15 protein-coding genes and 1 pseudogene are annotated in these 17,730 nt (G+C 62.3%); 6 read left to right on the forward strand and 10 right to left on the reverse strand.

Going from position 1 to position 17,730, the window contains the following annotated elements; genetic code table 11:
• The first annotated feature begins 95 nt into the window (after window positions 1-95).
• The gene (locus DYL59_RS16995) at window positions 96-965 is read left to right on the forward strand and encodes an isocitrate lyase/PEP mutase family protein (RefSeq protein WP_135290177.1); all 870 of its coding nucleotides are present in this window, start codon (window positions 96-98) and stop codon (window positions 963-965) included.
• A gap of 118 nt (window positions 966-1,083) precedes the next feature.
• On the opposite strand, the gene DYL59_RS17000 is transcribed toward DYL59_RS16995, so the two are convergent.
• On the reverse strand, window positions 1,084-2,412 hold the full coding sequence (locus DYL59_RS17000; RefSeq protein ID WP_135290178.1) for an LLM class flavin-dependent oxidoreductase: 1,329 nt from the start codon (window positions 2,410-2,412) through the stop codon (window positions 1,084-1,086).
• 528 nt (window positions 2,413-2,940) lie between these two features.
• Between DYL59_RS17000 and DYL59_RS17005 the strand changes: the two genes are divergently transcribed.
• The gene (locus DYL59_RS17005; RefSeq protein ID WP_135290179.1) at window positions 2,941-4,263 is read left to right on the forward strand and encodes an OprD family porin; all 1,323 of its coding nucleotides are present in this window, start codon (window positions 2,941-2,943) and stop codon (window positions 4,261-4,263) included.
• A gap of 43 nt (window positions 4,264-4,306) precedes the next feature.
• Here the strand turns inward: DYL59_RS17005 and DYL59_RS32110 are convergent, their stop codons facing one another.
• The 3 genes and pseudogenes from DYL59_RS32110 to DYL59_RS17015 form a co-directional block, all read right to left on the reverse strand.
• Window positions 4,307-4,891 (reverse strand): methyl-accepting chemotaxis protein, encoded by a 585-nt coding sequence (locus DYL59_RS32110; RefSeq protein WP_420359291.1) that lies wholly within the window; start codon window positions 4,889-4,891, stop codon window positions 4,307-4,309.
• A 3-nt stretch (window positions 4,892-4,894) separates the two neighbouring features.
• Window positions 4,895-5,662: pseudogene (locus DYL59_RS32115) on the reverse strand (PAS domain-containing protein); the annotation flags it as partial.
• Between the two features lie 113 nt (window positions 5,663-5,775).
• Window positions 5,776-6,264 carry a winged helix-turn-helix transcriptional regulator gene (locus tag DYL59_RS17015; RefSeq protein WP_135290181.1) on the reverse strand — a complete coding sequence of 163 codons (489 nt, stop codon included), beginning with the start codon at window positions 6,262-6,264 and terminating at the stop codon, window positions 5,776-5,778.
• Between the two features lie 107 nt (window positions 6,265-6,371).
• Between DYL59_RS17015 and fabF the strand changes: the two genes are divergently transcribed.
• From fabF to DYL59_RS17035, 3 genes are all read left to right on the forward strand, one after another.
• Window positions 6,372-7,640, forward strand: a complete 1,269-nt coding sequence (gene fabF / locus DYL59_RS17020) for a beta-ketoacyl-ACP synthase II (protein ID WP_135290182.1) — start codon at window positions 6,372-6,374, stop codon at window positions 7,638-7,640.
• Window positions 7,641-7,705: 65 nt separating this feature from the next.
• Window positions 7,706-8,086 carry a RidA family protein gene (locus DYL59_RS17025; RefSeq protein WP_135290183.1) on the forward strand — a complete coding sequence of 127 codons (381 nt, stop codon included), beginning with the start codon at window positions 7,706-7,708 and terminating at the stop codon, window positions 8,084-8,086.
• Between the two features lie 249 nt (window positions 8,087-8,335).
• The gene (locus DYL59_RS17035) at window positions 8,336-10,315 is read left to right on the forward strand and encodes a peptidase U32 family protein (RefSeq protein WP_135290184.1); all 1,980 of its coding nucleotides are present in this window, start codon (window positions 8,336-8,338) and stop codon (window positions 10,313-10,315) included.
• On the opposite strand, the gene DYL59_RS17040 is transcribed toward DYL59_RS17035, so the two are convergent.
• Window positions 10,293-11,195 (reverse strand): DMT family transporter, encoded by a 903-nt coding sequence (locus DYL59_RS17040; RefSeq protein WP_135290185.1) that lies wholly within the window; start codon window positions 11,193-11,195, stop codon window positions 10,293-10,295. The genes DYL59_RS17035 and DYL59_RS17040 overlap by 23 nt on opposite strands.
• Before the next feature lie 109 nt (window positions 11,196-11,304).
• Here DYL59_RS17040 and DYL59_RS17045 point away from each other — a divergent pair, with 109 nt between their 5' ends.
• Window positions 11,305-11,748 carry an Lrp/AsnC family transcriptional regulator gene (locus DYL59_RS17045; RefSeq protein WP_135290186.1) on the forward strand — a complete coding sequence of 148 codons (444 nt, stop codon included), beginning with the start codon at window positions 11,305-11,307 and terminating at the stop codon, window positions 11,746-11,748.
• 10 nt (window positions 11,749-11,758) lie between these two features.
• Here DYL59_RS17045 and xylB read toward each other — a convergent pair whose 3' ends face one another.
• Genes xylB through DYL59_RS17070 form a run of 5 tightly spaced genes read right to left on the reverse strand, consistent with a single transcriptional unit; the run spans window position 11,759 to window position 17,719 of the window.
• Window positions 11,759-13,219 carry a xylulokinase gene (gene xylB, locus DYL59_RS17050; RefSeq protein WP_135290187.1) on the reverse strand — a complete coding sequence of 487 codons (1,461 nt, stop codon included), beginning with the start codon at window positions 13,217-13,219 and terminating at the stop codon, window positions 11,759-11,761.
• A 7-nt stretch (window positions 13,220-13,226) separates the two neighbouring features.
• The gene (locus DYL59_RS17055) at window positions 13,227-14,228 is read right to left on the reverse strand and encodes a LacI family DNA-binding transcriptional regulator (RefSeq protein WP_135290188.1); all 1,002 of its coding nucleotides are present in this window, start codon (window positions 14,226-14,228) and stop codon (window positions 13,227-13,229) included.
• A gap of 21 nt (window positions 14,229-14,249) precedes the next feature.
• Window positions 14,250-15,182, reverse strand: coding sequence for an ABC transporter substrate-binding protein (locus DYL59_RS17060; RefSeq protein ID WP_135290189.1), 933 nt, complete (start codon window positions 15,180-15,182; stop codon window positions 14,250-14,252).
• A gap of 34 nt (window positions 15,183-15,216) precedes the next feature.
• Window positions 15,217-16,194 (reverse strand): ABC transporter permease subunit, encoded by a 978-nt coding sequence (locus DYL59_RS17065; protein WP_135290190.1) that lies wholly within the window; start codon window positions 16,192-16,194, stop codon window positions 15,217-15,219.
• A complete protein-coding gene (locus tag DYL59_RS17070) occupies window positions 16,187-17,719 on the reverse strand; it encodes a sugar ABC transporter ATP-binding protein (RefSeq protein WP_135290191.1) in 1,533 nt (510 codons plus the stop codon). The genes DYL59_RS17065 and DYL59_RS17070 overlap by 8 nt, the downstream gene beginning before the upstream one ends.
• Window positions 17,720-17,730 lie beyond the last annotated feature (11 nt).

Below are 17,730 nucleotides of genomic sequence, written 5' to 3' on the forward strand. Positions count from 1 at the left end.
AACGTCATAATCCTACGTTTTCCTACATGGTAATCTCACACGTCTACCAATAGGCATTGATCGTATGCAGTCAATGGCCCCAACCAGGAAAGATCATGCCGAAAAAGTCTCACACAGCCCTGCGCCGTAATTTCCGTGAACTGCTTGCAACGCCAAGCTGCGTTGAAACCGCTTCTGTCTTTGACCCGATGTCTGCACGTATTGCCGCTGACCTGGGTTTTGAGGTTGGCATCCTGGGAGGCTCGGTGGCCTCGTTGCAGGTACTGGCAGCACCTGATTTTGCGCTTATCACGCTGAGTGAGTTCGTCGAGCAGGCCACGCGCATTGGCCGTGTGGCCCAACTGCCGTTCATTGCCGATGCCGACCATGGCTATGGCAACGCCCTGAACGTGATGCGTACCGTCGAAGAGCTTGAGCGCGCCGGCGTTGCCGCGCTGACCATTGAAGACACCCTGCTGCCTGCGCAGTTCGGGCGTAAATCCACCGACCTGATTTCCATTGACGAAGGCATCGGCAAGGTTCGCGCCGCGCTGGAAGCACGGGTTGACCCCGAGTTGTCGATCATCGCCCGGACCAATGCCGGTGTACTGCCGACCGAGGCCGTGATCGAGCGCACCCTGGCCTATCAAAAAGCCGGGGCCGATGGGATCTGCATGGTCGGCGTGAGTGACTTCGACCATCTGGAAAAGATCGCCGAACACCTGACGGTGCCGCTGATGCTGGTGACCTATGGCAACCCCAAACTGCATGACGCCCAGCGTCTGGCCAGCCTGGGTGTGCGCGTGGTGGTTGCCGGGCATGGCGCCTACTTTGCAGCCATCAAGGCCACCTACGACAGCCTGCGCGCTCAACGCCAGCTGACCCACAGCACGTCGAACCTCAGTGCCACCGAGTTGACCCACACCTACACGCTGCCGGAAAGCTACATGGCCTGGGCCGAAGAGTTCATGGACGTCAAAGAGTAAGCCTGCAAGCGGTGAGCGCCCTCCCCTGGGCTCACCGCTGCGCTGTCCTGCCCTAGGCCAGCGTCGGTAATGGCGAAGACGTCCCCCCCCCGATTGATCCCGTTACAGCACCGCGTATTCACGCCCGGAAAAACCGGTTGGCCGGCCTCGGCAGCCCCAGGTTGTCACGCAAGGTGGTGCCCGCGTACTCGCGGCGGAATATCCCGCGCCGTTGCAGTTCAGGCACGACGTTATCGACAAAGTCATCCAGCCCGCCCGGCAGCCACGGGAACATGATGTTAAAACCATCGCTGCCCTCCTCCTCCAGCCATTGCTGCATCTGATCGGCAATGCTGTGGGCCGTGCCCACGAACGACAGCCCCGCATAACCGCCCAGGCGCTGGGCCAACTGGCGCACGGTGAGTTGCTCGCGATCGGCCAACGCCAATACGCGTTCGCGGGAGCTCTGGCTGTCATTGGTGGGCGGGATACTCGGCAGGAATTTATCCAGATCGAACTTGGAGGCGTCCGTACCCAACGCGACGGACAGCGAGGCGATGGCGCTCTGTTCATGTACCAGGCTATCCAGGTGCGCACGTGTGCGCCGGGCGTCTTCCTGGGTAGCGCCCACAACCACAAAGGCGCCGGGCAGGATTTTCAAGTGATCCGGGTTGCGCTGGATCAACCGCATGCGGCGCTTGATGTCGGCATAGAACGCCTTGCCCTCCTCCAAGGTGCCCGGCGCCACGAAGATCACTTCGGCAGTTTCCGCCGCCAATTGCCGCCCTGGCTCAGAGGAGCCGGCCTGCACGATCACCGGCCAGCCCTGCACGGGGCGGGCAATATGCAGCGGGCCGCGCACGCTCAGGTAACGGCCTTTGTGATCCAGGGTGTGCAGTTTGTCTGGGTCGAAAAATACTCCGCTGTCGGCATCGCGGATAAACGCATCGTCGGCCCAACTGTCCCACAGCCCGGTGACCACATCGTAGAATTCGCGCGCACGGGCATAACGTTCATCGTGGGAATAGGCCTCGTCCAGGCCGAAGTTCAACGCCGCGTCCGGGTTGGCGGTGGTGACGATGTTCCAGCCGGCGCGGCCGTTGCTCAGGTGGTCGAGGGACGCAAAGCGCCGGGCGATATGGAAAGGCTCGTCGTAGGTGGTAGAAGCCGTGGCCACCAGCCCGATATGGTCGGTGGCCTGGCTCAAGGCGGACAACAGTGTGAAGGGCTCGAACGAGGTGGCCGTGTGGCTGCGCTTCAACGCCTCGGTGGGCATATTCAACAAGGCCAGGTGATCGGCCATGAAAAACGCATCGAAACGCCCACGTTCAAGGGTTTGTGCGAAACGCTTGAGGTGGGCGAAATTGAAGTTGGCGTCGCGAAAAGCGCCGGGATAACGCCAGGCGCCGGTGTGAATACTGACGGGGCGCATAAACGCGCCCAGCTTGAGTTGGCGGTGTGCAGTCATGGAGGGCTCCCTGAGGGTAAGCCCCAAGCATCGGCCGCACGGGTTTGGCCTGTCCAATAATCAAACGTGCTGGCTTATGCCTTAGCGGTTAAACGTCATGACGTGCGGTCGCGCCCAGCGTACGTGGTGTACCCAACAGCCTTGCACCTTTCCCGATAGGGATCAGGTTGCAGGGGCTGGCTCACCAAGTGCAACTAAGCGTCCAACTTTAAAACCAGCGCAACGAAAAAATCCGCCGCAGAATCTGCGGCGGCAACCAAAGGATTTTGTCGAAGCAGAGCGGCTAAGACAGTCGCCACCCTACTCTCCTGATTGATTAAAAAACGTGAAGTTTAATTAATCGAATTTCATCCCATTCCCCGCTGCAACCCCCGTCAACTGTGCTTAGAATCGGCCTCGGCACCCTCGCCGAGCACAATAAAAAACTGTAGCGCCTCACTTGCAAACCTCTGCCAACTCACTCTTTTCGCTGTTCAACCAGTGCAGTGTTTCTGTGCGCGCGTTCATTATTCCGGGGAAGTCAATAACATGATCAAACAGTCGAGCCTGTTAGCACTGGCGGTGTGTGCCAGTATCAGTCAGATAGCCCTTGCCGAGTCCGTGACGGACCAGGGCGAGGCCAAGGGTTTTGTCGAAGGCAGCAGCGTCACCGGGTTGCTGCGCAACTATTACTTCGACCGTGATCGCCAAAGCACCAAGGCCGATAACCGCGACTGGACCCAAGGCGCGATGCTCAACTACGCCTCGGGGTTCACCCAGGGCACTATCGGGTTTGGAGTGGATGCCTACGCGTATGGCGGGCTGAAACTGGACGCCACCCATGGGGATGCGGGCACCGGCGACCTGCCGACCGACCGCCATGGCGACCCACAAAATGCCTACGGTTCGGTAGGGGCGGCGGTGAAGATCCGGGTGTCCAAGACCGAGCTGAAATTCGGCGACATGCAGCCCACCGCTCCAGTGTTTGCCACCGGCGGTACGCGCCTGCTGCCGCAGACCGCCACCGGTTTTGACCTGACCAGCAGCGAGATCGCCGGGCTGGACCTGGAGGCCGGGCACTTCACCAGCACCAACAGCGGCATGACCAGCAACCATGACCACGATATTTATGCGACCTACGCCAATATCCCCGCCAGCAGCGCAAGTTTTGTCGGCGGCAAATACACCTTCACCCCGTCCCTGAGCGCAACCTTGTATGCCGGTGAACTGGAAGACATCTGGCGCCAGTACTACACCAACCTCAACTACGTGCTCCCGTTGGGCAATGACCAGTCCCTGGCCCTGGACGGCAACCTGTACCGCACCCTCGACACTGGCAGCGCCAAGGCCGGGGCGATCAACAACACCACCTACTCGCTGGCGGCGGCGTATTCGTTCTGGCAGGCGCACACGCTGACGCTGTCATTCCAGAAAGTGCATGGCGACACGCCGTTCGACTACATCGGCACCGGCAACAATGGCGCGGGTGAAGGCGGCGATTCGGTGTTCCTTGCCAACTCGGTGCAATGGGGCGACTTCAACGGCCCCGGCGAGCAGTCGTGGGGGATTCGTTATGACCTGAACATGGCCAGCTATGGCGTGCCGGGGCTGAGCTTCATGGGGCGCTACATCAATGGCTCCGACATCGATGGCACCCACACCCCCGAGCACAGTGCTTATGCCAATGACTACGGCTCCGACGGCAGCCATCACGAGACCGACTTGGAAGCCAAATACGTGATCCAGAGTGGGCCAGCGAAAAACCTGTCGCTGCGGGTGCGCGATGCCATCGTGTCGTCCAATGCCGACCAGGGCGATGGCAAGTTGAACGAGCTGCGCGTGATCGTCGACTACCCGTTTACCCTGCTCTGACGACCAGGAAGCGCCGGCCCCTTGGCAGGCCGGCGCATCGGCATCAGCCCATCCAACCGACGGCGGTCTTGGGAATGACGTCCGACTCGTCCAGTTTGGAGGCAAACATGCTCACCGCTTGCACTGCATCACTGGTGCTGGTGCGAATCTGCAGAATCACCGACCCCGCCTGATCCGCCAGGTGGACGCCACGTTGTGCACCTTCCTGGGTCGCCTGCATGCTGCTCACCGCGTCACGGGTTTCGCAGAGGATCAAGCCGATCATCTCGGCAATTTCCGCCGTGGAGCGGCTGGTACGCCCGGCCAGTTGCCGTACTTCATCGGCCACCACCGCAAACCCGCGGCCTTGATCCCCGGCGCGGGCCGCTTCGATGGCGGCGTTGAGCGCCAACAGGTTGGTCTGATCGGCAATGCCGCGAATGGTATTGACGATGGCGGTGATCTGCTCGGAACGGTCGCCCAATTGCCCCACCAGCCGCGCGGACGCACCGATGTTGTCAGCAATTCGACGCATCTCGGTGGCGGTGTCCTGAATCACCTGGGTGCCGTGCTCGGCGAAGCGTTCGGTCTCGGAGGAAATATGGTAGGCCCGGGACGCGCCACGGGAGTCTTCCTCGAACTTTTCCACGCGCTCGGTGATGTCGCTGGCAAACTTGACGATCTTGACCAGCTTGCCCTCGCCGTCGTAGACCGGGTTGTAACTGGCCTCCAGCCACACCACCCGGCCATGCTTGCCCAGGCGCTTGAATTGCCCGGTGAAGAACTCCCCGTTGTTCAAACGACGCCAGAAGTCGGCGTATTCATGGCTGTTGATCAGCTCTGGCTCGCAAAACAGCCGGTGCTGCTTGCCTTTGATTTCCGCCAGGGCATAACCCATCACGCTCAAGAAGTTCGCGTTGGCGTCCAGTACCAGGCCGTCGAGGTCGAACTCGATCACCGCCATGGCACGGTCCAGGGCAACCAACTTGCTGCGCGTGGCCGCCTCCTGCTCCACTTTGGTGGTGACGTCCAGGGCGTACTTGACCACCTTGAGCACTTGGCCGCGCTCATCCAGCACCGGGTTGTAGCTGGCTTCCAGCCAGAGGGTCCGACCCCGTGCGTCCACTCGCTTGAACGTGCCGGAGACAAACTTGCCGGCCTTCAAATCCCCCCAGAACTGGCTGTAGGACGGGCTGTTGGTCAGCGCCGGCAAACAGAAATCACGGTGCGACTTGCCGGCCAACTGCTCGGCGCTGTAGCCCAGGGTTTTCTGGAAGTTGTGGTTGGCTCGCAATACCTTGCCGTTCAGGTCGAATTCGACCACGGCCATGGAGCGCTCCAGTGCGGCGATCAGTCCCTTGTACTCAGTGGCTTCAGCCGTCCTGGCTGCCAGTTCTGTTTTGAGTGCTTGGTTGAACATGACGTACCCTCAGCCGTGCGCAGAACCCTGCGTATGCATTCGCTATCGGCTGGGAAATACACGACTTTACGCGGCGTGCAGGGTTTATTTTCTGACGTCAATTTGCTGCTTAATCAGCGCTTTATGGCCAGGGGCGCCAACCGTTCGCGCATGCCGGTACTGGCCGCAGGGCCTGCCTGCAACGTGCATTGATCCAGCGGCACCACCTGGCCTTCGGCGCTGGCCATCACCGGCTGCACAGGCTGGCCGGTGTCACGGGCCACCAACTCCACGCTGGTGCCTTCCTCGGCGTAATGCCGATTGCCCCAGGCCACCAGCGACATCAGCACCATGCGAAAGTCTTCGCCCTTGGCCGTCGGCACGTATTCGTAGCGTGGTGGCCGCTCACTGTAGGCCCGGCGCTCCAGCATCCCGGCCTCCACCAGGGCGTTGAGGCGACGCGTCAGCATGTTGGGCGCAATGCCCAGGCTGCGGGAGAACTCATCGAAACGGCGCAGGCCGTGCAGCGCGTCGCGCATGATCAAGATGCTCCACCACTCCCCTACCCGCTCAAGGCTGCGGGCAATGGGGCATTCGTCGCTGACGAGGGACTTGCGCTGCATGTGGGCTCCGGCGTGTGGCTACAAAGTTATGGGATGGCATGTTACTTTCATGATGATAGTGACGTCCATAGGGTCTGTTCCCTCAACGCAACCGGAGTCGATTGATCATGAGTAAACGCATCGTTGTGACAGGCATGGGCGCGCTGACGCCGCTGGGCGCCAGTGTGGAATCCACCTGGCAGCGCCTGTTGAGCGGGCAGTCGGGCATCCGTCGCCTGCCGCAAGACCTTATCGGCGACCTGGCCGTCAGCATTGGCGGCCAGGTACAGGACGTGCTGCAAGACCCCCAGGCCGGGTTTGATCCGGATCGCCTGCTGGCCGCCAAAGAGCAGCGCAAGATGGACCGTTTTATCCTGTTCGCCCTGGCAGCAGCGGATGAAGCCTTGAAGCAGGCCGGCTGGGCGCCGCACACCGCGCAGCAGCAGGAACGCACCGCAACCATCATTGCCTCCGGTGTCGGCGGCTTCCCGGCGATTGCCGAGGCGGTGCGCACCACCGACAGCAAGGGGCCACGGCGGCTGTCGCCGTTCACCATTCCGTCGTTTCTCAGCAACATGGCGGCCGGGCATGTCTCGATCAACTACGGCCTCAAAGGTCCGCTCGGCGCACCGGTCACCGCTTGTGCGGCAGGCGTGCAGGCCATTGGTGATGCCGCGCGGATGATTCGCGCCGGCGAAGTCGATGTGGCCGTGTGCGGTGGCGCCGAAGCGGCGATCCACCGTGTGAGCCTGGCAGGCTTTGCGGCAGCGCGGGCGTTGTCCAGTGACTTCAATGACACCCCGGCGCAGGCCTCACGCCCGTTCGACCAGGCCCGCGACGGCTTCGTGATGGGTGAAGGCGCCGGCATCCTGGTCATCGAAGAACTGGAACACGCCCTGGCCCGTGGTGCGCAACCCATCGCCGAACTGGTGGGCTACGGCACCAGCGCCGATGCCTATCACATGACCGCCGGCCCCGAAGACGGCGACGGTGCGCGTCGGGCCATGGTGCAGGCCTTGCGCCAAGCCGGTATCGAAGCCGCTGCGGTGCAGTACCTCAATGCCCACGCCACTTCCACGCCTGTGGGTGACAAGGGCGAGCTGGCCGCGATCAAGACCGTCTTTGGTACCAACGGCAGCCCCGCCATCAGCTCGACCAAATCCGCTACCGGCCATTTGCTGGGCGCTGCGGGCGGTATCGAAGCGATCTTCACGGTGTTGGCCCTACGTGACCAGGTCGCGCCGGAGACGCTTAACCTGGACAACCCCGACCCTCTGGCCGAGGGCCTGGACATGGTGCGCGGCGCCGCCCGGCCCATGGCGATTGAATACGCGCTGTCCAATGGCTTCGGCTTTGGTGGCGTAAACGCCAGTGTGGTGTTCCGCCGCTGGGCGTAGTTTGCCCCTGTTGTGATTTTCGGGGACCATGGGCGCCTTTCTGAACCTGCCAACAAGAGGCGCCCATGGCCAACCACGACTTGTCCTATACCCCTGACCCGGATGCCGACTCGATTTCTTCCGATGTGATCGGCTTCAACGGCATCCTGGTGTCCACCCAGATCCCCACCCGCGCCGACGGTAGCCTGGAGCTGGGCGATGTCACCGCCCAGAGTGAATGCACCCTGCAAGCGCTGAAAGTGGCCCTGGAAAAGGCCGGTAGCTCGATGGACCGAGTGATGCACTTGACCATCTACCTTACCGACATGGCCGACCGTGCCGCCTTCAACGAAGTCTACAAGCGCTTTTTTGCCAAGCCATGGCCGGTGCGTGCCGCAGTGGGTGTGGCTGCCCTTGCGGTTGAAGGCATGCGCGTGGAAGTGACTGCAATGGCCGCAAAAGCCTAAGCCGCCCCCCCCTATTTGGACCTGCGACAGGCGCAGATACCCAACACGCCACCCACCCCCTGTAGGAGCGGGCTTGCCCGCGAAGGCGGTGGGTCAGCCAATAAATATGGCGACTGACACTCCCCTATCGGGGGCCTGCCCCTTTCCACAAATGGCCCACCTCGCCCGCCAGCCCTGTGGTAGGTGCCCCTCCAGCGTTTCACGGCTACAATGCCCGCCTCGACCGTGACAAGCCTGACTAAAAAAACTATGTCCTTGCCCAAGCATCACCTGGAATTGCTCAGCCCTGCCCGCGATGTAGCCATTGCGCGCGAGGCCATCTTGCATGGCGCCGACGCCATTTACATCGGCGGCCCGAGCTTCGGTGCACGCCACAACGCCTGTAACGACGTGAGCGATATCGCCTCCCTGGTGGAATTCGCCCGCCGTTACCACGCCCGCGTGTTCACCACCATCAACACCATCTTGCATGACAACGAACTGGAACCTGCGCGCAAGCTGATCCATCAGCTCTACGACGCCGGTGTGGATGCGCTGATCGTGCAAGACCTGGGCGTGATGGAGCTGGATATCCCGCCCATCGAGCTGCATGCCAGTACCCAGACCGATATCCGCACCCTGGGCCGTGCCAAGTTCCTCGACCAGGCCGGTTTCTCCCAGTTGGTGTTGGCCCGCGAGCTGAACTTGCAAGAAATCCGCGCCATCGCCGACGAGACCGATGCCGCCATCGAGTTCTTCATCCACGGCGCCCTGTGCGTGGCGTTCTCCGGGCAGTGCAATATCTCCCACGCGCAGAATGGCCGCAGCGCCAACCGTGGCGATTGCTCCCAGGCGTGCCGCTTGCCGTACACCTTGAAAGACGATCAGGGCCGTGTCGTAGCCTTTGAAAAGCACCTGCTGTCGATGAAAGACAACAACCAGAGCGCCAACATCCGCGCGCTGGTCGAAGCGGGTGTGCGCTCGTTCAAGATCGAAGGCCGCTACAAGGACATGGGCTATGTGAAGAACATCACTGCCTATTACCGCCAGCGCCTCGATGAAGTGCTGGAAGACCGCCCCGACCTGGCCCGTGCTTCCAGCGGCCGTACCGCGCATTTCTTCCTGCCCGACCCGGAAAAAACCTTCCACCGTGGCAGCACCGACTATTTTGTCACCGACCGCAAGGTCGACATCGGCGCCTTCGACACCCCAACTTTCACCGGCCTGCCGGTGGGTGTGGTGGAAAAAGCCGGCAAGCGCGACTTGCAGGTGGTGACCCATGAGCCGCTGTCCAACGGCGACGGCCTCAATGTGCTGATCAAGCGTGAGGTGGTGGGGTTCCGCGCCAATATCGCCGAGCCTAAAGGCGAGTTCGAGGAAGACGGCGAAAAACGCTACCGTTACCGCGTCGAGCCGAATGAGATGCCGGCCGGCCTGCACCAGTTGCGCCCCCACCACCCGCTGAACCGCAACCTGGACCATAACTGGCAACAGGCCCTGCTCAAGACCTCATCCGAGCGCCGTATCGGCCTGTCCTGGGTCGCGCGTTTGCGTGAAGACGAGCTGACGGTCACCGCCACCAGCGAAGAAGGCATCAAGGCCAGCGTCACCCTGCCCGGCCCGTTCGGCGTGGCCAACAAGCCAGAGCAAGCGCTGGATACCCTGCGCGACCTGCTGGGCCAACTGGGTACCACCGAATACCACGCCACCGACATCCAGTTGGACGCACCGCAGGCGTTCTTCATCCCCAACTCGCAGCTCAAGGCCTTGCGCCGCGAAGTGGTCGAAGCGCTGACCGCCGCCCGTGTCGCTGCACACCCGCGTGGCGGCCGTAAAGCCGAAACCACACCAGCGCCGGTGTACCCGGAAGCGCATCTGTCGTTCCTGGCCAACGTCTACAACCAAAAGGCCCGCGACTTCTATCACCGTCACGGGGTGAAGCTGATCGACGCCGCCTTCGAAGCCCACGAAGAAACCGGCGAAGTGCCAGTGATGATCACCAAGCACTGCCTGCGTTTCTCGTTCAACCTGTGCCCTAAACAGGCCAAGGGCGTCACCGGGGTGAAAACCAAGGTCGCGCCCATGCAATTGATTCATGGCGACGAAGTGCTGACCTTGAAGTTCGACTGCAAGCCCTGCGAAATGCATGTAGTGGGCAAGATCAAGGGGCATATCCTTGGCCTGCCGCAACCGGGTAGCGCGGTGGAGCACTTCAACCCGCAAAACATTATTTTCCAGGGCACGCACTAACCCCATGGGCGCGGGGCCACCACCAGCCCCGCTGCAACCCCGCAGCGGCGAGTAGAATCGCCGCCACGCCCAGCCACTGCAACCAGCCCAGCCGGTGCCCGAAGGCGATCCAGTCCACAAAGATCGCCGCAATCGGGTAGATAAACGACAGTGCGCCGGTCAAGGCTGTCGGTAGTTTCTGGATCGCACCGTACAGCAGCACATACATCAAGCCGGTGTGCACCACCCCAAGTGTCACCAGCGCAGCCCAGGCATGGGGCGCTGCGGGCAAGCTGTGCCAAGGCACTAATGGCGCCAGCAGCACAGCGCCCGTGGTGACCTGAATCAACGCCATCAAATGCGGCGGCACCGCCTTCAAACGCTTGATGATCAATGCGGCAATCGCATACAACAACGCAGCCCCCAACGCCAGCGCAATGCCCGCCAGATAATCCCCACCACGTTGCTGCTCGCCGTGGGCGGTAACGATCGCCAGCATCCCCAGGAACGCCACGCTCAACCAGGCCAGCTTCTGCACGGTGATCTTCTCACCCAGGAACACCGCCGCCAGCATCACCAACATGAACGGCTGCACGTTGTACACCGCCGTACTGATGGCGATGGACGCATGGGAATAGGATTCGAACAACAGCAACCAGTTGCCGACGATGGCCACGCCACTGAGTACCGCCAAGCCGAGCGAGGCCCAACTGAGCAGGTCCCGACGCAGATAACCCCGCAGTGCACACACCAACAACAGCGTCAGCCCGCCGATCACGCAGCGCCAGAACACCACTTCGATCACCGACACGCCCGACACCAGCACACACCAGCCAATGGTGCCGGAGATCAGCATGGCGGCGACCATTTCCCACGTACCGCGACGGATGGATGTATCCACGATGAAGGCTCCTCAAATGAGGCTGAATTATGGCAATCTGCGCGACAGCGCCTCCAGCGACTAAAAAAGGCAAAACCTTGGGATTACCTTTTGTTATTAGGCAGACACCATGATTGACACTATCGACCAGCAACTGATTGCCGCCTTGATGGACGACTCGCGGCTATCCCTCAAGGCGTTGGCAGGCATCACCGGGTTGTCCTCCCCCAGCGTGGGCGAACGCTTGCGGCGCCTGGAAGAACGCGGTGTGCTCACCCACTACACGGTGGACATCGACGCCAAGCACTTCGGTTATCTGCTCCAGGCCATCGTGCGCATCCGCCCCCTGCCCGGCAAATTGCAGGAGGTGGAGCGGCAGATCCAGGCGATCCCGGAATTCACCGAGTGCGACAAGGTCACCGGCGACGACTGTTTTATCGCCCGCCTGCATGTGCGTACCATGGAGCAGTTGGACACCCTGCTCGACCGCCTCAACGCCTATGCCGAAACCAACACCGCCATCGTCAAGAAAACCCCAGTGAAACGGCGCTTGCCGCCGCTGGCAGGCCAGTGAAGGCAGGTGTTCAGTGTGTGAGTGTCTGGGCCGCTAACAGTAAACCCTGGAATTTGTGATAGCGCGCTTCCAGCACGGGTCGGTGTGCCAGGTCAGGCACATACCGCGCTTTCACCGGCAGGCCCGCGTGCAACAACCCCTCCCCCTGCCCAATCGCCATAAACCCCAGCTTCGCCGCACCAATGCTTGCGCTCAACTCACTGCCGTGCAGGGTGAAAATCTCCCGCTGCAGGATATTGGCCAGCAACTGCGCCCAATACTCACTGCGGGCCCCGCCTCCCACCAAGGCGCAGGCGCCCACCTGGGCACCGGCCGATTGCACCGCGTGCAAGGCATCCAGCAGGCCAAAGCCCACCCCTTCCATCACCGCATAGCCCAACATCGCCGGTGTGCAGTCGTGGCCAAGGTTCATGAAACCACCGCGCAGCAGCGGGTCGTTGTGGGGCGTGCGTTCACCGGCCAGGTAGGGCAAAAACAGAGGGGTACTCAGGGGCACCGTTTGTTCAATGGGCAATTGCGCCTGGACCTGGTCCAGCAAGGTTTGCTCATCGGCCGTCCCCGTCAGTCGGGTCACCCAACGCAGGCAACTGGCGCCGGCCAACATCGCCCCCATGGTGTACCAACGGTTGGGCAGCGCATGGCAAAAGCTGTGCACGGCACTGGCGGGGTTGCCGGCGGCATGTTCGGTAATAGCCACAATCGCAGCACTGGTGCCCAGGGTGATGAACCCATCACCGGCATTGATCGCACCGATGCCCACGGCGGCCACCGGGTTGTCGCCACCGCCTCCGGCGATCACCACTTCGTGTGGCAAGCCCAACTCGCGGGCCGTCACTGCCGCACTGGCGGCGCCACCTTCCACCAGCCGCGGCATTTGCTGCGGCGTCAGGCCCGTGGCCTGCAGCATGGGGTTGAACCATTGGCGCTGGGCCACGTCCAGCCACAGGGTACCGGCGGCGTCCGACATCTCGCTGACCCGCTCGCCACTCAAACACAAACGCAGGTAATCCTTGGGGGACAACACGCAGTCGATCGCCTCGAACACCTGCGGTTCATGGCGCTGCAGCCACAGCAATTTCGGCGCCGTCAGCCCCGCCATGGGCAAGCTGCCGGTGATCGCGGCAAACGCCGGCCCCAACTGTTCCGCCTCAGCGATGGCGCGGGAGTCGTCCCACAGAATCGCCGGGTACAGCACACGGTTGTCATCCCCCAACAACACCGCGCCGTGCATCTGCCCCGACAGACCGATACAGGCCACGCGGGCGAAGGCTTCGTGGCCACGCAATTGGGCCAAGGCCTGCAAACAGGCCTGCCACCAGTCTTGCGGGGCTTGCTCGGACCAGCCGGTGTGGCGCCGCGAGACCGTCAGGCGCACGCCAGCCTGGGCCAATACCTCGCCTTCAAGGTTCATCAGGATGGCCTTGAGTTCCGACGTGCCCAGGTCGATGCCCAGGGAAACAGGGTTGTTCATACGCAGGTCATTCCAGTCCAGTACAGCCACATGAATTACGTACCTGAAGCTGCGGCGCCAGGCGCAGGCTGACGGTCGGCGCGCTGGGCACCGTCATGCGTTGCAACAGCAAATGCACCGCGCGCGCGCCCAGGGCCTTGACCGGTTGCGCGATCAGCGTCAGGCGCGGTACGAAAAAATCCGCCCAGTCAAAATCATCAAAGCCTACCAACGCCATGTGCCCCGGCACGTCGATGCGGGCATCGCGCAGGGCATGCATGGCGCCAAGGGTCATCAGGTTATTGCCGGCCATGATCGCCGTGGGCGGTGCTTGCAGCGCCAATAACCTGGCAGTGGCCAAGCGTGCCGGCTCACTGCTGGAGCCGCCAGACACCAATAATTGCGGATCAAACGCCAGGCCCGCGGCCTGCAGCGCCGCACGGTAGCCCGCAATGCGTTCATCGGTGGTGCCCAGCCCTTCGCGCCCGGCAATAAAGCCGATGCGTCGGTGGCCATGCTCGATCAGATGAGCAATCAGGGCCTGGGTGGCTTGGCGGTTCTCCACCCCGACCTGATCAAATTGCTCGCTCATCATGCGGTCCACCAGCACCGTTGGCACCTCGTTGGCGCGCAAGTATTCCAGGGCCTTGGAGCCGGTGGACGGTGCCAGCAAAATCCCGTCCACCCGCCGGTGATGCAGCGCCGCGACCACCCGCAACTCCTGCTCCGGGTCATCGTGGGTGTCGACAAACAGCATCATGTAGCCGTGCTTGGCGCACTCGGTTTCAATCGCGTGCACCGTTTCACTGAAGTAGTGGTTGGACAGCGCCGAGATCGCCACGCCAATCGTGTTGGTGCTCGACCGGGCCAGCGAGCGCGCCAGGGTGTTGGGGATGTAGCCCAACGCCTGGATCGCTTGCTGCACCGCCTGCACCGTGGCCGGGCTGACCTTGCGGGTGCCGTTCAATACATGGGACACCGTGGACGTCGACACGCCCGCCCTGCTCGCCACGTCATCCATGGTCACCACGGCGCTGCTCCTCTTACTGAATCAATGTTTGCTCGACCAACCGCTGTAGCTGCCAACGTTATCGCGGGTGATCAGTTTGGGGGTGAGCAGCGTAACCGCTTGGGCCGGGGCTTTGTCATTGAGAATGTCATTGCCCACATCCACGGCGGTCTGGGCCATGGCCCATGGGTCCTGGCTGGACGACGCCTGGATCTGCGACTCGGTCTTCAGCGCGTTTTCGATATCCGGCGCGCCGTCCACCGAGGTAATGATGATGCCGCTGCGCTTGAGCTGCCTGGCCGCCAGGTCGCTGCCAATGGCTTGCGGGTCGTTGATCGCGAACAGCCCATCGATTGTGGGGAAGCGTGTGAGGTAACCCTGCATCACGTTCAAGCCACCTTCGCGTGAACCTTTGCCGTCCTGGTCGTCGGACAACACCTTGATAGCCGGCGCACCGGCCAGCGCGGCCTTGCAGCCTTTGACGCGGTCGGTCACGGCGGTGACCTGCGGGCCGTTCTGGATGATCACGTTGCCCTTGCCGCCGAGCTTGTCCACCAGGTACTGGCAGGCCAGCTTGCCGGCCTCGACGTTGTCGGTCTGCACCGTGGCATTCACGCCCTTGGCGTCTACGTCCACGGCCACCACCACAATGCCGGCGTCGCGGGCCTTCTTGATTGCCGAAGCCATGGCCGACGGGTCGACGGCGTTGATCAGGATCAGGTCGACCTTGGACGAGATAAAGTTGTCGATCTGGGAAAACTGCTTGCTCAGGTCATAGTCCGCCGACACCGAGGTGACCTTGACATTGGGGTTGATCGCCTTGGCCCGCGCCGTGGCACCGTCGGCCAGGGTCACGAAATACGGGTTGCCCAACGACCCCATGCTGATACCCAGGGCTTTCAGCTCTCGGGCTTCGACGGCTTGGGACATCAGGGCAGCCAGGGCAATAACGGGAAATACACGTTTGAAGTTCATGGGGTTCTCTCTTGTGATTGTTGTATGAGTCAGATCAGGTCCGCGCACCGGACTGGCGATAACGATCCAGCGCCACTGCGCCAATGATCACGATGCCCTTGATGATGTACTGCCAGATGTCCGATACCCCCAACAGCACCAAGCCGTTGGTGAGCACCGCGATGATCAGCGCCCCGATCAGCGTGCCGCCGATGGTGCCGACACCGCCGGTAAAGCTGGTGCCACCCAGGATCACCGCAGCAATCGCATCCAATTCATAGGACTGCCCCAGTTGCAGGCCGTTGGCCGCAAACAACCGCGACGCGCTCATCACCGCCCCCAGCCCGGCCAAGGCGCCGGACATGGCGTAGACAAACAGCAGCACCTTCCACACCTTGATCCCTGAAAGCCTGGCCGCTTCCGGGTTGCCGCCCACCGAATAGATCTGCACGCCCATGACGGTGCGGCGCAGGATGAACCACGACAGCGCCACCACCGCCACGGCGATCACCACCAACCAGGGCACGCCAAGGATCGAGTCATTGCCGATAAACGCGAACGGCAGGTCCGGGTTGAACACCGTCTTGTCATCGGCCAGCAACCGCGCCAGGCCGCGCATGGCGGTAAGCGCACCGAGGGTGACGATAAACGGCGGCAGGCGCATAAAGGCGATCAAGCCACCGTTGACCAGCCCCAGCAACAAGCCAAAGCCAATCCCGGCGGCAATGCCAAACATGCCGAACTGCGGCGACAACGACGCCTGCAACGCCACCACGGCAGACGCCGCCAGGATCGCCCCCACTGACAGGTCGATACCCGCCGTGAGGATCACAAAGGTCATGCCCGCCGCCAGCACCACATTCACCGAAGCCTGCTGGGTGATGATCGACAGGTTCTGCATCGTCAGGAAGTTTTCGCTGGCCAGGGCAAAGCCCACCAGCAGCAAGACCAGCACCGGCAACATGCCCACGGTGCGCATCAGTTCGCGGGCGCGTTCGGCCCGGCCTGTTGTTGCGATATTCAACTCAGCCATTGGCAGCCACCTGATCGCCACCGGTGGCGAGGTCAATAATGCGTTCCTGGGAGATGACGTGGCCCGAAGCCCCGCCGACTTCGGCCACCAACTGGCCTTCACGCATGATCAGCACGCGATCGCACGTGCCGATGATTTCCGGCAGCTCGCTGGAGATCACCACGATGCCCACGCCGGCCTGCGCGAGTTGGTTGATGATGCGGTAAATCTCGGACTTGGAGCCGATGTCCACGCCACGGGTAGGCTCATCGAGGATCAACACATGGGGCTTGACCTCCAGCAGCCGCGCTAGCAGCACTTTTTGCTGGTTGCCGCCGGACAGCGCGCCCACATTGACCTTGCCCGACGCCACGCGAATCGACAGCGACTTGATCGCGTCGTTGGAACGCTGCGCAGCATGCCCGCGATCCAGCACGCCGCCGGCGTGGGCATCCGGCACACAGGCGCACACGTTGATGTTGTCGGCCACGCTCATGTCCAGGAACAGGCCCTGGGCCTTGCGGTCTTCGGTGAGGTACACCACGCCAGCACCAATGGCATCGGCTGGGGTGCGCAGTTGGGTCACGGTCTTGCCCACCACTTCCAGGGTGCCGCTGGTGCGTGGGTCGGCGGCAAAGATCAGCCGCGCCAGCTCCGTGCGCCCCGCCCCCACCAACCCGGCAATGCCGAGGACTTCACCGGCGCGCAGGTCGAAACTGCAATTGCGCACGCGCTTGCCGTCGGCCATGTCACGCACGCGCATCACCACGTTGCCGGGGTTATAGGCGGCGTGTTCCTTCTTGTAGAAACCGGACAGGTCGCGGCCCACCATCATCTTTACCAACACCTCGGCCGACAGTGCCTCGCGGGTCAGTTCGCCGATGTACTGGCCGTCGCGCAACACCGAGACGCGGTCCGACAATTCGTAGATTTCTGCCATGCGGTGGCTGATGTAAATGATCGCCAGGCCTTGGCTGCGCAGTTGCTTGATCAACGCAAACAGGCGGTCGGTCTCGCGCGAAGACAGCGGCGTGGTGGGTTCGTCCATGACCAGGATGCGCGCATGGCCATGCAGGGCGCGGGCGATTTCCACCAGCTGGCGCTCGGCAATCGACAGGCTGCTGACCAGGGTGGCCGGGGTGAATTCGGCGCCCAGGCGTTGCAGCACTTCGCGGCAACCGGCCTGCATGCCTTTGCGGTCGATGGTCCAGCCACGGCGCAGTTCACGGCCCAGGTAAATGTTTTCGGCCACGCTGAGGTTGGGGCACAGGCTCAGCTCCTGGTAGATCACGGCGATGCCGAGGGCTTTGGCGGTGGCGGGGTCGAAGGTGGCGACCGGTTCGCCGCCGATGCGGATTTCACCGCCGGGGTCGGCCTGGTAGGCGCCGGAGAGGATTTTCATGAGGGTGGATTTGCCGGCGCCGTTCTCCCCCATCAAGGCGTGGATTTCGCCGGGGTAAACCTTAAGGCCGACATTCTTGAGCACCCGCAGACCGTTGAAGGTCTTGCTGATGCCCTGCATCTCAAGCAAGGGTTCAAGGCTCATGGCTGAGCTCC

This window comes from Pseudomonas kairouanensis, assembly GCF_004682055.1.
Taxonomy (GTDB): domain Bacteria; phylum Pseudomonadota; class Gammaproteobacteria; order Pseudomonadales; family Pseudomonadaceae; genus Aquipseudomonas; species Aquipseudomonas kairouanensis.

Coding starts and splice junctions, on each gene's coding strand:
- DYL59_RS17025 (WP_135290183.1), top strand. CDS start 7,706: ATGGCCAACCACGACTTGTCCTATACCCCTGACCCGGATGCCGACTCG.
- DYL59_RS17035 (WP_135290184.1), top strand. CDS start 8,336: ATGTCCTTGCCCAAGCATCACCTGGAATTGCTCAGCCCTGCCCGCGAT.
- DYL59_RS17045 (WP_135290186.1), top strand. CDS start 11,305: ATGATTGACACTATCGACCAGCAACTGATTGCCGCCTTGATGGACGAC.
- DYL59_RS17065 (WP_135290190.1), bottom strand. CDS start 16,194: ATGGCTGAGTTGAATATCGCAACAACAGGCCGGGCCGAACGCGCCCGC.
- DYL59_RS17060 (WP_135290189.1), bottom strand. CDS start 15,182: ATGAACTTCAAACGTGTATTTCCCGTTATTGCCCTGGCTGCCCTGATG.
- DYL59_RS16995 (WP_135290177.1), top strand. CDS start 96: ATGCCGAAAAAGTCTCACACAGCCCTGCGCCGTAATTTCCGTGAACTG.
- DYL59_RS17070 (WP_135290191.1), bottom strand. CDS start 17,719: ATGAGCCTTGAACCCTTGCTTGAGATGCAGGGCATCAGCAAGACCTTC.
- DYL59_RS17005 (WP_135290179.1), top strand. CDS start 2,941: ATGATCAAACAGTCGAGCCTGTTAGCACTGGCGGTGTGTGCCAGTATC.
- DYL59_RS17000 (WP_135290178.1), bottom strand. CDS start 2,412: ATGACTGCACACCGCCAACTCAAGCTGGGCGCGTTTATGCGCCCCGTC.
- DYL59_RS17015 (WP_135290181.1), bottom strand. CDS start 6,264: ATGCAGCGCAAGTCCCTCGTCAGCGACGAATGCCCCATTGCCCGCAGC.
- xylB (WP_135290187.1), bottom strand. CDS start 13,219: ATGAACAACCCTGTTTCCCTGGGCATCGACCTGGGCACGTCGGAACTC.
- fabF (WP_135290182.1), top strand. CDS start 6,372: ATGAGTAAACGCATCGTTGTGACAGGCATGGGCGCGCTGACGCCGCTG.